Origin of the sequence: Micromonospora sp. CA-246542, assembly GCF_050942905.1 — a bacterium.
Taxonomy (GTDB): domain Bacteria; phylum Actinomycetota; class Actinomycetes; order Mycobacteriales; family Micromonosporaceae; genus Micromonospora.
Window position 1 is genome coordinate 5,702,208 of record NZ_CP192040.1, and the last position, 13,690, is coordinate 5,715,897.

14 protein-coding genes and 2 tRNA genes are annotated in these 13,690 nt (G+C 72.6%); 5 read left to right on the forward strand and 11 right to left on the reverse strand.

From position 1 onward, the window contains the following. Positions 1-98 precede the first annotated feature (98 nt). A tRNA-Pro gene (locus ACQP0N_RS26365) sits at positions 99-172 on the reverse strand. Between the two features lie 289 nt (positions 173-461). Here ACQP0N_RS26365 and ACQP0N_RS26370 point away from each other — a divergent pair. Next, positions 462-535, forward strand: a tRNA-Gly gene (locus tag ACQP0N_RS26370). Positions 536-587: 52 nt separating this feature from the next. On the opposite strand, the gene ACQP0N_RS26375 is transcribed toward ACQP0N_RS26370, so the two are convergent. Beyond that, positions 588-1,010: a nitroreductase family deazaflavin-dependent oxidoreductase gene (locus ACQP0N_RS26375; protein WP_433114914.1), complete on the reverse strand. Its 423-nt coding sequence runs from the start codon at positions 1,008-1,010 to the stop codon at positions 588-590. Beyond that, entirely contained in the window at positions 1,010-1,633 is a 624-nt protein-coding gene (locus tag ACQP0N_RS26380) for an NAD(P)-dependent oxidoreductase (protein ID WP_433114916.1), read from the reverse strand. Before ACQP0N_RS26380 ends, ACQP0N_RS26375 begins: the two co-directional genes overlap by 1 nt. 135 nt (positions 1,634-1,768) lie before the next feature. Here ACQP0N_RS26380 and ACQP0N_RS26385 point away from each other — a divergent pair, with 135 nt between their 5' ends. Beyond that, on the forward strand, positions 1,769-2,146 hold the full coding sequence (locus tag ACQP0N_RS26385; RefSeq protein WP_433114918.1) for a winged helix-turn-helix transcriptional regulator: 378 nt from the start codon (positions 1,769-1,771) through the stop codon (positions 2,144-2,146). Between the two features lie 49 nt (positions 2,147-2,195). Here the strand turns inward: ACQP0N_RS26385 and ACQP0N_RS26390 are convergent, their stop codons facing one another. Continuing rightward, complete coding sequence (locus ACQP0N_RS26390; RefSeq protein WP_433114920.1) at positions 2,196-3,317, reverse strand: hypothetical protein; 1,122 nt, start codon at positions 3,315-3,317, stop codon at positions 2,196-2,198. Positions 3,318-3,472: 155 nt separating this feature from the next. Between ACQP0N_RS26390 and ACQP0N_RS26395 the strand changes: the two genes are divergently transcribed. Further along, the gene (locus tag ACQP0N_RS26395; protein ID WP_433114921.1) at positions 3,473-5,623 is read left to right on the forward strand and encodes a M14 family zinc carboxypeptidase; all 2,151 of its coding nucleotides are present in this window, start codon (positions 3,473-3,475) and stop codon (positions 5,621-5,623) included. Positions 5,624-5,770: 147 nt separating this feature from the next. Here the strand turns inward: ACQP0N_RS26395 and ACQP0N_RS26400 are convergent, their stop codons facing one another. Next, positions 5,771-6,316, reverse strand: a complete 546-nt coding sequence (locus ACQP0N_RS26400; protein WP_433114923.1) for a hypothetical protein — start codon at positions 6,314-6,316, stop codon at positions 5,771-5,773. A gap of 138 nt (positions 6,317-6,454) precedes the next feature. On the opposite strand from ACQP0N_RS26400, the gene ACQP0N_RS26405 reads away from it, so the two are divergent. Further along, positions 6,455-6,796, forward strand: coding sequence for a hypothetical protein (locus ACQP0N_RS26405; protein WP_433114925.1), 342 nt, complete (start codon positions 6,455-6,457; stop codon positions 6,794-6,796). A 25-nt stretch (positions 6,797-6,821) separates the two neighbouring features. Here the strand turns inward: ACQP0N_RS26405 and ACQP0N_RS26410 are convergent, their stop codons facing one another. The 4 genes from ACQP0N_RS26410 to ACQP0N_RS26425 all read right to left on the reverse strand — a co-directional run bounded on the left by ACQP0N_RS26410 (position 6,822) and on the right by ACQP0N_RS26425 (position 10,046). Continuing rightward, positions 6,822-7,289, reverse strand: a complete 468-nt coding sequence (locus tag ACQP0N_RS26410) for a ribose-5-phosphate isomerase (RefSeq protein WP_355052299.1) — start codon at positions 7,287-7,289, stop codon at positions 6,822-6,824. A gap of 87 nt (positions 7,290-7,376) precedes the next feature. Then, complete coding sequence (locus ACQP0N_RS26415; RefSeq protein WP_433114927.1) at positions 7,377-8,576, reverse strand: DUF1015 family protein; 1,200 nt, start codon at positions 8,574-8,576, stop codon at positions 7,377-7,379. A gap of 89 nt (positions 8,577-8,665) precedes the next feature. Further along, entirely contained in the window at positions 8,666-9,229 is a 564-nt protein-coding gene (locus ACQP0N_RS26420; protein WP_433114929.1) for a hypothetical protein, read from the reverse strand. Between the two features lie 193 nt (positions 9,230-9,422). Then, entirely contained in the window at positions 9,423-10,046 is a 624-nt protein-coding gene (locus tag ACQP0N_RS26425; RefSeq protein ID WP_433114931.1) for a mycothiol-dependent nitroreductase Rv2466c family protein, read from the reverse strand. A gap of 222 nt (positions 10,047-10,268) precedes the next feature. Here ACQP0N_RS26425 and pepN point away from each other — a divergent pair, with 222 nt between their 5' ends. Then, positions 10,269-12,818 (forward strand): aminopeptidase N, encoded by a 2,550-nt coding sequence (gene pepN / locus ACQP0N_RS26430; RefSeq protein ID WP_433114933.1) that lies wholly within the window; start codon positions 10,269-10,271, stop codon positions 12,816-12,818. A gap of 144 nt (positions 12,819-12,962) precedes the next feature. On the opposite strand, the gene ACQP0N_RS26435 is transcribed toward pepN, so the two are convergent. Next, positions 12,963-13,370 carry a DUF5130 family protein gene (locus tag ACQP0N_RS26435; RefSeq protein ID WP_355052294.1) on the reverse strand — a complete coding sequence of 136 codons (408 nt, stop codon included), beginning with the start codon at positions 13,368-13,370 and terminating at the stop codon, positions 12,963-12,965. Next, complete coding sequence (gene ctaJ / locus ACQP0N_RS26440) at positions 13,357-13,671, reverse strand: aa3-type cytochrome oxidase subunit CtaJ (protein WP_433114935.1); 315 nt, start codon at positions 13,669-13,671, stop codon at positions 13,357-13,359. The genes ACQP0N_RS26435 and ctaJ overlap by 14 nt, the downstream gene beginning before the upstream one ends. Positions 13,672-13,690: the final 19 nt, after the last annotated feature.

Genomic DNA, 13,690 nt, shown 5'->3' on the forward strand with positions numbered 1-13,690 from the left:
TCTGGGTTTTGATTCTGGGCCTTCGATTGGCCCATCGAGTGTAGGCGAGCCGGCGGGGCCGGCCCGCAGCGCCCGGGGAGACCGGACGCGGACGACAGTCGGGGTGGCGGGATTTGAACCCACGGCCCCTCGCTCCCAAAGCGAGTGCGCTACCAAGCTGCGCCACACCCCGTGGCGACGTGCAGTCTATGCCGTCGCCGCGCCTCAGGCAGTGCCGGGGCGTCCGCCACCCGGACACATCCCCCATCTCATCCTTTTTCGCTGTTCAAGATCCGCGCGACCTCGGGGAAACTGCGGCTTCCCGGCGCGCGGATGCCACCACCTCGGTGAAGTTGTGCGGATCTTGAAAGGCGCCCCGTGGCGTCGCGACGACACGACGCCACGGGGGCGGTGGCGCGGTCGCGCGCCCAGGACCGGCATTGGGTACGCTGTCGGCGCGCCCCGTTCCGGCGGGGCCGAGCGCGGGCGTAGCTCAATGGCAGAGCTTCAGTCTTCCAAACTGACGGTGCGGGTTCGATTCCCGTCGCCCGCTCCACCCATGAAGCCCAGGCTCAGCGGCACATCCGCTGAGCCTGGGCCTTCCCCGTTCAGTCCTCGACGCGTTCCAGGACGACCACGGGGATCTCCCGGGTGATCCGCTGCTGATAGGCGGCGTACTCCGACCGGGCCGACACCATCAGACGCCACAGGCGTGGACGTTCCCGCGTGGTGGCGGTGCGCGCCCGAGCGGTGAAGGTCTCCGTGCCGACCTGCACGGTGACGTACGGGTCGGCGAGCAGGTTGAGGTACCACGCGGGGTGGTGCTCCGCGCCGCGGTTCGAGGCGGCCAGCACGTAACGGTCGCCATCGCGTTCGTACACGAGCGCGGTGCGGCGCAGCTCGCCGGTTCGTCGGCCACGAGTCGTCAGGAGCAGGTCGTGCACGCCCGGCCGTGGTCTGCCGCCGGTCACCTCGAAACGGCGGATGTGCTCGGCGACCCAGGTGTTCGGGCTGTCGTGGACCTCGGGCATCACACCTCCCGAACACTCAGGGCGGACCGGTGGTGGCGCGGCGTCTCGATCTCGTCGAGCAGCGCTATCGCGAAGTCCGGGTAGCTGATCCGGCTGGCCGGGTCACCGTGCTCGGCGACCCGACAGCGGCCGGTACGCGTGCCGTCGTGGTCGAAGTCGCCGGCCGGGGCCACGTACGCCCAGTCGAGATCGCAGGTCCGCAGCTCGTCGAGGCCCGCCGCGTGGCCCAGGTAGAAGGAGCGGTACTCGTCGGGGTAGCCGGGCTCGTCCATCAGGGCGACGCCGGACGCCCCGGGCATGATCGACGCGAGGCCCACCACCACCAGGCGGCGCACGCCCGCCTCGGCCAGGCCGGCGGCCAGGGCGCGGGACGACATCGGAAAGAAATCGCGTGGTGGCCGGGACAGGTCCACGGCGGCGCTGATCGCGGCGTCCTGCCCGGCGGCGGCGCGCGCGACGCTCGCGGCGTCCGTGACATCGCCCGCCACCACGTGCGCGTCGCCCAGGTCGCCGTGGGCCGCCGGGTCACGCACCACGGCGGTGACCCGATGGCCGCGAAGACGCGCCTCGGCGACGGCCTGCCGCCCGGCCCGGCCACCCGCGCCGAAGATCACGATGTTCATGGCGAACGCCTTCCACCAGGGCCGGAACCCGTACGCCCGGCCGGTTCGCCGACGCTATCGCCGGGGCTGGTTACCGCCGGGATACCAGCTATCGCCGGGCCTGGTCACCTCCGGGATACCAGCTATCGTCAGGCCATGAGGCAACCCCTGCCCGCCGACATGTTCGACGAGCTGTGCCCCTCCTCGCTCAATCCGATCCGGTTCGGTGACAAGTGGGCGGCCCTCGTCATCCGCTGCCTGGAAGACGGGCCCCGCCGCTTCTCCGAGCTGCGCGTGCCGCTGCGACGCGTCACACCCAAGGTCCTCACCCAGTCGCTGCGCTCCCTCGAACGGGACGGGCTGGTCAGCCGCACCGTCCACGCCGGAGCGGCCGCGCACGTCGAGTACGAGCTGACGCCGGTGGGCCGCAGCATGCTCGAACCGATCGCGGTCGCCTGCGCCTGGGTGGCGCAGCACTGGGACGAGCTGCTCGACGCCCGCGAGTCGTACGACAACGGGACCGCGATGCGCTGACCGGCGCCCCCGCACGGGCACGACAGGCGCCGGTCGCTCCGGTCGCGGGTCAGCTCGTCGGCACCAGGAGGTAGGCCCGGCGCGCGCGATCACCGCCCTCGGCGCAGTCGACGGGGCAGGCGAGGCCCACGATGACGCCGTCGTCGTTGACGTCCTCGGCGGAGCGCAGCGTCACCGTCGGAGGAAGGTTCCGCACCCGGGTGTTCAGGTCGACCATCCGACCGCCCTGCCAGAGGAACGCCCGCTCGTTGTAGAAGTCGGGGCTGCTGGTCCGGGCGATGCCCACCACCTGGCCGGTCTCGTTCACGGCCCGCGCCTCGGAGTAGTTGCCGCCGAGGGACCCGAGGTCGCGGATGGTGCCGTTGCGCCAGAGCGTCGCGCGCAGCTGGCCGGTGGTGTTCTGCGAGACACCGACGACGTGACCCCGGTCGTTGATGTCCCGGGCGTACGTGGACTCCGTGACACCGCCCAGGGTGCCGAGGTCCGTCAGCGCCCCACCGGAGTAGACGAAGGCGTGCAGGCCGCCGCTCGGCACGGCGGCGCCGCCGACGACATGCCCGGACGAGTTCACGCCGTAGGCGATGCTGTCCGTGCCCCAGGGGCCCGCCTGGCCGCCGAGCGTGCCCAGGTCGACGACTTTGCCGTTGCGCCAGACGACCGCCCGGGTCGGCGCGCCCTGCGTCTCGAACCGGCTGCCCACCACCACGCCGTCGTCGTTGACGTCGTACGCCGAGCTTCCGCTGCCCGCGCCGTAGCCGGTGCCGAGGTCGGTCATGACCCCGCCGGCAGAGCGGAAGGCGTGCGGAGGCTCCGTCGCGTTGACGTGGGTGGCCCCGACGACGACGCCCCGGTCGTTGATGCCCGCCGCGGAGCTCGCGCCGTACGGTCCGGTGTACAGGGCGCCCAGGTCGCTCATCACCCCGTTCGTCGAGGCGAACGCGTGAAAGTTGTAGACACCGTCGATCGTGGAGACGCCCACCACGGTACGGGCGTCGTTGAGGGCGTAGCCGTCGCTGGTGGGCGGTTCCCCCGTACTCGGCACACCGAGCGTCCCCAGATCCACGAACGTGTACGTGGGCAGCGCCGCGGCTGCCGACGCGACGCCCGGTGCGGTCGTCAGACCGGTGGTCAGCACGATCAGGAAGGCCAGACTTCTCCGTAGTCGACTCATCGACGGTCCCCTCGTTGGCAACGGATGGGGGAATGATGTCCGTCGACGTGACCGGATGACCTTACGTCGCCCTTACCGATCAGGAACCTTGACATGTGTCGATCGGTGCACTGGTGTAAGGACCACACGCATCGACGTCCGTCACAGGAGGGCACATGATCGTCCGACGACGGTGGACGGCTGCCGCCACCACAGCGATCCTGATCAGCGCGGCACTGTCCCATCCCGGCACCGCGACGGCGGCACCCGTCGCCGACACCGCCCCGATCACCCTGGCCGCCACCGAGACCGCTCTGGTCCGGGTGCAGTTGCGCGATCAGGCCCAGCTCGACAGGTTGGTCGCCAGCGGCGTCGACCTCGCCAACCGGCCCCGGGCACGGGACGGCCGGATCATCGCCGACCTGGTGTTGACCGGCGCGCAGCTCGCCGACCTCACCGCCCGGGGCGCTACCGCCACGCAGGTCGTGCAGCGGGCCGGCGACGGCAGCCGGCACTTCGCCGACAGTGTCCGCGCGGCGCGGGCGCGTACCGCCGCCGGGCTCGGCGCACCGGCCGCCGGCCAGCGGACCAGCAGCACGCCCTCCGCCGTCGACACCCTCGCGGTCCAGCAGGCGTACTGGTGGACCACCGGCGGGCAGACGTTCCTCCAGGCGCAGGTGGCCACCACCGCCACCGACGACCCGGACGTGGAGATCACCGTCGGCTGGCGGACCGCCGACGGCGCCACCGGGTCGTTCCCGCTCTACCGGTTCGAGGACTCGGGCGAGTACCAGTACCACTACAACGTCCCCCAGCCGGTGCCGAGCCGACCGGTCCAGCTGACCGCCACGTCCAGCCTCGGCGGCGTCAGTCGGGCCGTCACCCCGACGCTGTGGCCGAACGCCACCCCGCCGCCGCTGCCGGCCGGCTACCAGAAGGACTTCATCGACGCGTACCTGACGCCGGTGGACATCCAGGCGCGGATCAAGCGGCTGGCCCGCCAGTACCGGGACCTGGTCGACGTCATCAACCTGCCGAACAAGACCCAGGGGTACCGCCGGAACGCCGTCGCGTACCTGGGCGACCCGGCGGTCGCCGCCGTGGTCGTGGAGTCGGTCCGCTTCGGCGACCAGGGCATGAACGGCGTGCAGGTGCGCACCGTCGACCCGGGCCGACCCAACCGACCGCTGACCGTCGGCTACCGCGACCGCGTCCTCACGGTCACGCTCGCCACCGACACCGCGGGCAAGACGGTGAGCACCACCGACGACGTCGCGGCGGCCGTCAACGCCCGACAGGCGAACCGGTTCCGGGCCGCCGTCGAGGACGGCTCGACCGGGCTGCCGATGCCTGTCGCCGGCCCGGCCCGCCTCGACGACGGGCTCCAGGGCACCGAGGTGCCGGCGAAGCCCTGGACGGTGCAGGCCCTGCGTCTCGGCGTACACCGGGACGGCTCCCGGGTCGGCGTGCTGGCGTACTCCCAGGAACACGCCCGGGAGTGGGCCACGCCGCTGGTGACGCTGGAGTTCGCCGAGCGCATGCTGGCGAACGCCCGTACCGACCCGGCCACCCGTGAGCTGCTGGAACAGGTCGACGTGTTCGTCATCCCGACGGTCAACCCGGACGGCGCGAACTACTCGTTCAACGACTACAACTTCCAGCGCAAGAACCTGGTCAACCACTGCGAGGGACCGGCACGGGACCCGAAGTACCGCACCTCCTGGGGCGTCGACGTGAACCGGAACTACACCGTCGGGTCGTACTTCGACGGGTACGTGGGCGCAAGCGCGAACTGCCTCTCCGGCAACTACGCCGGTACGGCGGAGCTGTCCGAGGCGGAGAGCGGCAACGTCATCGCGCTGGCCAAGGCCCATCCCAACATCAGGTTCGCGATGAACGTGCACTCCTACGGCGGGTACTTCATGTGGCCGCCGGGCGCGTACCGGGCCGACGGGCGGATCACCCTGCCCCGGCCGTCGATCGACGAGTCGACGCTGTTCCTCGACAGCGCCCGGCGGATCGTCGGCGCGATCGCCCAGGAGCGCGGCACGGTCACCTGGCCGTCGCAGACCGGTCCGGTCGCCGACGTGCTCTACTCCGCCGCCGGCAACTCGGCCGACCAGCTCTACTACGAGCTGGGCATCTTCGCCTGGGACTTCGAGGTCGGCAACGACCGCTGGAACCCGACCACCGGCGAGTGGGAGGGCGTCGGCTTCCAGCCGCCGTTCGACGAGGCGCACGGTGAGTCCCAGGAGTACGCGGGCGGCCTCGTCGAACTGGTCCGGGTGGCCCGCGACCACGCCGCCGCCGAGGCCGCCGCCGGCTGACCCGCTCCCGGCTGACCCGAACGACGGACGCTCCGGCCGGCCACGGATGAACCGTGGCCGGCCGGGTAAGCAGCGGCACTGCCTGGTGGGGAGACGACCGGGTGCACGGGCGGGCGGCGCATTGCCGGCCCGTCCGTGCACGCCTCGTCACACGTTCGAGGTGATCCAGTTCCAGGCCGACACGACCCACTCGGTCTGCTGGAGCCAGGCCACGCCCAGGCCGACGAGGAAGACTCCGGTGGCCAGGTGAGCGCCCCGCGCGCCGCGCCGGACCCGTCCGAGCTGCCGCTCCAGCACCAACCGCCCCACGGCCCGGGCCAGGGCGAACAGGCCGACCGCCACCAGCAGGCTCAACACGAGCACGAGCAGCGGGCCGGACAGGTCGCCACCGCCGGAGAGCGCCCAGATCCCCCAGCACACGAAGGCGAACAGGCCACCCGCCGTGCTCCACTCGCCGCCGCGACGCAACTGCGCCAGCCGCCAGCTCAACGGCCGGCGCGGGGCGGGTTCGCCCGGCCAGCCCGTGCCGGTCGGCTCCTCGACCACGGGGAACGGTTCGGTGCGCGGGGTACGCGGTTGACCCACCGGCGCCACACCACGGCGGAAGCCGTCCCGCTGCGCCGGCACATCGACGCCGGCCTGCGGTGGGACCTCGACGGTTCGCTCCGCCCACGGCTGCGTCTGGTCTGCCATCTCGTCCTCCCCCTGACGGGCGGCCTCAGCACCGCCCGAACCCGAGGGTAGCCAGCCGGCAAATCGGTCGCAGACCGCCGTCCGGCGCGAACCCGGCACGCGTGCCGAATCCCACACCCCGCGAGGTACGGTCGGACGATGGGTGACCCGGACCGACGCCGGCGACGGCTGCGCCACCACATCGACTCCGACGCGGCCACGCGCAGCGCCGACGGCTCGACGGCCAGCACGGCGGGCGTCCACGACGGCGCAGACCCGCCACCGCGACGTCGAGGTGCCGGCGGCGACGACCGCGACGGCGAGCGGGGGCTACGCGGGCTGGTCGGCTCCGGTTCGTCCCAGGTGGGGCTGAGCGCGGCGCTGCGGGCCCGCGACGCCGCCCGGCCGAGCGACGACGACCTCGCCGACGCGGAGGCGCGGGTGGTGGTCGTGCGCCGCAACTGGGTGCCCCGCGAGGACCTGCCCCGCCCGCCGCGCTGACGGCGGGCGACGCGGGTCAGCAGGGTCAGGGCAGCTCGGGCAGCTTCCGGGTCTGCTCGTACTCGGCGACCTGGATGATCCGGCGGGCGTGCCGCTCGTTCCCGGAGAACGGCGTGTTCAGGAACGCCTCGACGATGCCCGTGGCCTCGTCCAGCGTGTGCTGGCGGGCGCCCACCGCGACGACGTTCGCGTCGTTGTGCTGCCGGGCGAGCTGAGCCGTCTCGACACTCCAGGCCAGGGCGGCACGAACCCCGGCCACCTTGTTCGCGGCGATCTGCTCGCCGTTGCCGGACCCGCCGATGACGACCCCCAGGGAGGTCTCGTCGGCGACCACCCGGTCACCGGTGTGCAGGCAGAACGTCGGGTAGTCGTCGTCCGGGTCGTAGCTGTGCGGGCCGACGTCGACCACGTCGTACCCCTGCTTGGCCAGGTGATTGGCCAGGTGCACCTTCAACTCGAAACCGGCGTGGTCGGATCCCAGGTAGACGCGCATACCGGGCAGTCTGTCAGGCCGCGCTCTCCAGCGCCGCAGGGGCGGCGCTGGAGAGGCGGGTACGTCACACGGTCGGGCGGTACGCGGTCAGCGGGGAAGCTCGGCGACCACCAGGCCACCGCGCGCCTTCGGGGTGAACCAGGTGCTCTTGCGGGGCATCTTCTCCCGGGCCAGGTTCACCGCGACGAAGTCCGCCACGGTCACCGGCGCGATGAGGACGGCCAGCTCGGCACGCCCGGCATCGACCTCCCCGGTGAGCCAGCTCGCCGGGTAGTCCCCGCCCACGTAGGTGATCCGCTTGTCGCCCGGGTCCAGACCCAGAGCGTCACGCAGCAGCAGCCGCTCGACCAGGGCGTGGTCCAGGTTCTCCAGGCGGGCGTCGGCGGTGGCGGGCAGGCGCACCGCGTACCCCTGGTCGGCCAGCCGGAGGTGGACGGTGCCGCCGGCCGTCGGGACCTCGACCGGGCCGTCGATCGGCTCGACCTCGGCGCCCGCGGCCCGCAACCGGTCGAGCAGCTCGCCCGGCGTGGTGGTCAGCTCGCTGACCAGCCGGTTGTACGGCTGGATGGCCACCGACGCCGGGGTGGTCACCACGGCCAGGAAGCGCGACAGCCCGCCGGTCTGGGCGGCCAGGCTGCGGTGGTTGCCGTCGGCGACGACCAGCTCGCCGCCGCCCGCCAGGGCGGTCAGCGCGTCCTGCTCCGGGCCCGGGCCGAGCAGCCAGATGGCGTGGGTGCGGCCCGCCTGGTCGGTGTCGGTCGCGGCCGGCGCCCCGGCCGCGTCGGTCGCCGCCGCGAGCGCGGCGTGCAGCTCGTCGCCACTGCCGGTCTGCAGCAGGAGTACGGGTGACAGCAGGTGACCCAGCGCCTCGGCCAGCGCCACACGCTCGCGCACCTTGGCGATGAACACGTCCTCGTTGCGGATGACCAGGCCCGGCTCGTCGGCGCTGGTGGAGATCTGGTCGGTGTCCACCATCGCGAACAGCCCGTACGCCGGTTCCTCACCCGGCGCGCTGATCCGGTACAGCACGACCACCTGCTCGGCGGGTGTGTAGCTGCCGTCGGCCTTGGCCTCGGCGAGTCGGGCCACCGAGGCCGGCAGCGCGTCGAGGAACGACGTCCCCAGGCTGTCCGGAGCACGGTGCGGCATCTCGATGCCGAGGGCACTGTGCGGGTTCGCCTCGATGATCGCGGTGATCTCCGCGTCGTCGGCGAACTCGTCGTAGTTCTGCGCGCCGGTGCCGCCAGTGGTGATCCAGGCCCGGGCGATCGGATGCACGACCGTCATGCCCACTGACGCTACCGGCGTCGTCGGACCGGACGACGGGGACCCGCGCGGCGTCCACCAGATGAAAGCGCCCGCACGTCGGCGCGTGGTCAGCCGGCGCGGCCGGACGCGCCGTTGTGCCGGCGGTGCCGGCCGGCGACGACCGGTCCGGCGTTGCCGCGCCGGCCGCCCCCGACGGGACCGGTGATCGCGTTTCGGCGAGGCGAGGCGGGCGGCCCCGGCACGGGACGCTCGGGCGGCGGCGCCGGAACGGGCCGCGGGTTCAGCGGCGGAGTGGGCACGGGGCGCGGCGCGGTGGGCGCCGGCGGGGGCGGAGCCGGTTCGGCCGGCGCGGCCGCCACCACGGCGACCGGTTCCAACGCCGCCACGGCCGGTTCCAACGCCGCGACGACCGATGCCGACGCCGAGGGCGCCGGGTCCACCGGCACGGGCGTCGCCAACGCGGCCCGCGCGGGTGTCAGGCGCGAGGTGACCGGCACCCGGGCCACGCCGACCACGATGGGCGGCGCGAGCAGGTCCGCCACGTCGGCGGGAAGGTCGGGGCGGACCGTCGGCCAGCGGGAACCGTCGACCGACCAGTACGCCGCGCCGGGAGTCTCGATCACCCCCTGCCGGGTCAGCTGATCGTCACCGGACGCACGGTGCTTGGCCATCGGGACTGCCTCCACGAGCTGCGGTGTGCGGCCCTGCCGGGCCACTGCGCGGACACCGAGGGAAACGACGCCCCCCGCCCAGCGGTGACGCTGTGACCGTTTCCGACCCCCGCAGCCGCGTCGGCCCCCCGGCGCGACGCACCCCCGCCCGGACAACCGACGGGGTCCGGACGGGGGCGTGTGGCGGTCGTGGTCAGTCGAAGATCGGGGACTGTTCGCGGGTGCGCTTGAGCTCGTAGAAGCCCGGGGTGCCGGCGACCAGGAGGACGCCGTCCCAGAGCCGTCCGGCGGCCTCGCCCTTCGGGCGCGGCGTGATCACCGGGCCGAAGAACGCGACCGGCTTGCCGTCCGGGCCGGGCGCGTGCACGACCGGGGTGCCGACGTCCTGCCCGACGGGGCGCATGCCGGCCTCGTGGCTGGCCCGCAGCGCCTCGTCGTACTCGGTGCTGTCGGCGGCGGCGGCCAACGCCGGGTCCAGGCCGGCCTCGGTCAGCGCGGCGGTGAACAACTCCGGCCCGAGCTGCTCCTTACCGAGGTGGATGCGGGTACCCAGCGCGGTGTAGAGCCTGCGGAGCACGTCCGAGCCGTAGCGCTGCTCGGCGGCGATGCACACCCGCACCGGGCCCCAGCCGTTGTCCATCAGTTCCCGGTACTCCGCTGACAGGTCCCGACCCTCGTTGAGCACCGAAAGGCTCATCACGTGGTAGCGGATGTCCACCTCGCGGACCTGCTCGACCTCCAGCAGCCAGCGGGAGGTGATCCACGCCCACGGACAAATTGGGTCGAACCACATGTCGGCGGTGACACGATCGGTCACGGTGAGGTCCCTTCGCGACGGGTGGCGCCGGCAGTCCGGCGTCTCACCTCGAATACTCACCCCACGGCGCATCGGCCGGCACCCGAATGAGAGCGTGACCTCGACCACCGATGGCAGGCCGTCCGTGGAAGACTCGGACCGGGCCGGACGTCACGAGCGGTCGGCAGACGGGCGCCGCCGGGCGTACGGCGAGACGTGGGATGGAGACGAACAGTGCCGGGAGTGCGTAACCTGACGCAGGTCGAGGCGACCGAGCGGGCCCGCCTGCTCGAGGTGACCGGATACGACATCAGGCTGGACCTGGCGACCGCCGTGCTGGCCGCCGACGGCCGCACCTTCTCCTCGACGACCGAGGTCAGGTTCCGCTGCGCCGAGCCGGGGGCGAGCACGTTCATCGAGGTGGCCGCCGAATCGGTGCGGTCCGCCACGCTGAATGGCGCCCCGGTGGACCTGTCCGACTGGTCGGCCGAGAAGGGCCTGACCCTGACCGGACTGGCCGGCGACAACACCCTGGTCGTCGACGCGGACTTCGCCTACTCCAACAGTGGACAGGGCCTGCACCGCACCGTCGACCCGGTCGACGGCGAGACCTACCTGTACAGCCAGTTCGAGACGGCCGACGCGCAGCGGGTGTTCGCCTGCTTCGACCAGCCCGACCTCAAGAGCGTCTACACCTGGCACGCGACGGTTCCCGCGCACTGGCGGGTCGTGTCCAACATGCCGGTGCGAAGCGAGGAGCCGGCCGGCGAGGACCTCAAGACTGTCCACTTCACCGAGTCGGCCCGGATGAGCACGTACATCACCGCGCTGTGCGCCGGCCCGTACCACGAGGTGCGCGACAGCCACGACGGCATCGACCTGGGAGTGTTCTGCCGGGCGTCGATGTCGCGCTATCTGGACTCCGACGACCTGTTCCTCATCACCAAGCAGGGCTTCGACTTCTTCCACGAGAAGTTCGGCGTGCGCTACCCGCTGCCGAAGTACGACCAGCTGTGGGTGCCCGACTTCAACGCCGGCGCGATGGAGAACTTCGGCTGCGTCACGCACGCCGAGTCGCACTACCTGTACCGCTCGCAGGTCACCGACTACGAGTACGAGCAGCGGGCCAACACGATCCTGCACGAGCTGGCCCACATGTGGTTCGGTGACCTGGTCACCATGCGCTGGTGGAACGACCTGTGGCTGAACGAGTCGTTCGCCGAGTGGGCCAGCCACTGGTGCAACACCAACGCCACCCGGTTCACCGAGGCGTGGACGACGTTCCTGTCGATCCGCAAGAACTGGGGTTACCGGCAGGACCAGCTCTCCTCCACCCACCCGGTCTACACCGAGATGCCGGACATGGAGGCCGTCGAGGTCAACTTCGACGGCATCACCTACGCCAAGGGCGCGAGCGTGCTCAAGCAGCTCGTCGCGTACGTGGGCGAGGAGCCGTTCGTGGCCGGGCTGCGGGCGTACTTCGGCAAGCACGCCTGGGGCAACGCCACCTTCGACGACCTGCTCACCGAGCTGGAGGCGGCCTCGGGCCGGGAGCTGCGCAAGTTCGCGGCGCAGTGGCTGGAGACCGCGCAGGTGAACACGCTGCGCCCGGAGGTGACCATCGGCGCCGACGGCACGTACGAGCAGGTCATCGTCCGGCAGGAGGCGCCGACGGCGTACCCGACGCTGCGCACCCACCGGATCGGCGTCGGCCTGTACGACCTCACCGACGGTCGGCTGATCCGCCGCGAACGGTACGAGGTGGACGTGACCGGTGAGCGGACCGAGCTCGCCGAGCTGCGCGGCCTCCGGGCGGCCGACGTGCTGCTGCTCAACGACGACGACCTGAGCTACACCAAGCTGCGCCTGGACGAGCGGTCGCTGGCGACGGTGGTGCGGCACATCGGTGGACTCGACTCGTCGCTGGCGCGCGCGCTGTGCTGGACGGCCGCGTGGGACATGACCCGCGACGCCGAGCTGGCGACCCGCGACTACGTGGCGCTGGTCCTGGCCGGGCTGCCCGCCGAGACCGACATCAACCTGGTCACCGCCACCCTGCGCCAGGCCACCACCGCGCTGACCCTCTACGCCGACCCGGCGTGGGCGGCCACCGGCTGGGCGGGACTGGCCCGCACGGCGAAGGACGCGCTCGCCGCCGCCGAGCCGGGCAGCGGCTTCCAGCTCGCCTGGGCCCGGGCGTTCACCTCGGCGGCCCGCTCCGAAGAGGACCTGGCCACGCTGCGCGGCTGGCTGGACGGCACCGGCGCTCCGGAGGGCCTGACCGTGGACACCGAGCTGCGCTGGACGGTGCTCGGCGCGCTGGTGGCCAACGGCGCGGCCGGCGCGGCCGAGATCGAGGCGGAGCTGGCCGGCGACCGTACGGCCAGCGGCGAGCGGGAGGCCGCGTACGCGCACGCGCTGGTGCCGACGGCGGAGAACAAGGCGGCCGTGTGGGCGCTGCTGACCGGCCCGGACGCGCTGCCGAACTGGCGGAACCGGGCGCTGTTGCAGGGCCTGGCCCACCCGGCGCAGGTGGAGCTGGTCACCCCGTACCGGGAGCGGTACTTCGCGGCGGTCGGGCAGGTGTGGGCCAGCCGGGACAGCGAGCCGGCGCAGGAGTTCGCCCAGCTCGCGTACCCGACGTACCTGGTGGACGACGAGACGGTGGCGGCCACCGACGCGTGGCTGGCCGGGGACGGCAACCCGGGCCCGCTTCGTCGCCTGGTCGCCGAGGGCCGTGACGGCGTGCTGCGGGCGCTCAAGGCCCGCGCGAAGGACGCCGAGCAGAGCTGACCCGGCGAGTACGCGGCCCGGGCCGGCGTGGGTGCGAACCCACGTCGGCCCGGACCCGTCCTCCTGGCCGCGCTGAGACAACCCCCGACACGTTGAAGCCCGACCCGCTGCGAGCGGGTCGGGCTTCGTCGTACGAGGGAGGAATCAGCCCTTGCCGGCGTGGCTGGCGAGCTGGTCGAGCCCGTTGATGATGCCGCCGGCGAGGTCGCCGCCACTGAACGCGCCGACCATCGAGAGCGCGGCCAGCTTGGCGTACGTGTCGGGGATGCGCTTGCGCGCGTGGCGCCCGGTGACGATCTCCAGCTGCCGCTGGTTGGGCGACAGGGCGATCAGCACCGACTTGTCCGGGTCGGCGAGCTGGCGGTGCAGCCGCTGGGCGTGCTCGCGGATCGGCTCGTCGAGGCCGCCGACGAACACCGAGAAGACCAGGCCGGTGCCCTTGTCGGCCAGGCGCAGGGCCTCGTCGATGCGCAGCAGCTGACGGGTCGAGAAGGGCCCGTCGAGCACCTCGGGCGGATTCTCCGTCCCGGTCGGCTTCTCACCAACGGTCACTTGCGCCTCCGGTTCCACCGGCCGGCGCCTCGACGCTGGCCTGCTCTAGCTTGTGGCTGGTCAGCGCGGGCGCCTGCGCGCCCGCCGTCAGCGCGGTGCCGGCCGAGTCGGCCAGCTGCTCCGGGCGGCCCAGGAACCAGACCGGAGTGAAGTCGAAGGGCCGGCCCGGCCGGTAGCGCTTGGCGCCACCACCACCGCCGGTGGCACCCCCACGGCTACCGGCGTACGACAGGCCGGCGATCACCAGCACTGCCGCCAACGGGATGCCGACGAAGACCAGCACCGTCTCGGTAACAGACAATCCCAACGCCCCCAGGCGG

Excerpts from the sequence above, each read along its gene's own strand:
- ACQP0N_RS26395 (WP_433114921.1), top strand. The coding sequence starts at position 3,473 with ATGATCGTCCGACGACGGTGGACGGCTGCCGCCACCACAGCGATCCTG.
- ACQP0N_RS26390 (WP_433114920.1), bottom strand. The coding sequence starts at position 3,317 with ATGAGTCGACTACGGAGAAGTCTGGCCTTCCTGATCGTGCTGACCACC.
- ACQP0N_RS26420 (WP_433114929.1), bottom strand. The coding sequence starts at position 9,229 with ATGGCCAAGCACCGTGCGTCCGGTGACGATCAGCTGACCCGGCAGGGG.
- ACQP0N_RS26415 (WP_433114927.1), bottom strand. The coding sequence starts at position 8,576 with ATGACGGTCGTGCATCCGATCGCCCGGGCCTGGATCACCACTGGCGGC.
- ACQP0N_RS26385 (WP_433114918.1), top strand. The coding sequence starts at position 1,769 with ATGAGGCAACCCCTGCCCGCCGACATGTTCGACGAGCTGTGCCCCTCC.
- ACQP0N_RS26400 (WP_433114923.1), bottom strand. The coding sequence starts at position 6,316 with ATGGCAGACCAGACGCAGCCGTGGGCGGAGCGAACCGTCGAGGTCCCA.
- ACQP0N_RS26405 (WP_433114925.1), top strand. The coding sequence starts at position 6,455 with ATGGGTGACCCGGACCGACGCCGGCGACGGCTGCGCCACCACATCGAC.
- ACQP0N_RS26375 (WP_433114914.1), bottom strand. The coding sequence starts at position 1,010 with ATGCCCGAGGTCCACGACAGCCCGAACACCTGGGTCGCCGAGCACATC.
- ACQP0N_RS26410 (WP_355052299.1), bottom strand. The coding sequence starts at position 7,289 with ATGCGCGTCTACCTGGGATCCGACCACGCCGGTTTCGAGTTGAAGGTG.
- ACQP0N_RS26380 (WP_433114916.1), bottom strand. The coding sequence starts at position 1,633 with ATGAACATCGTGATCTTCGGCGCGGGTGGCCGGGCCGGGCGGCAGGCC.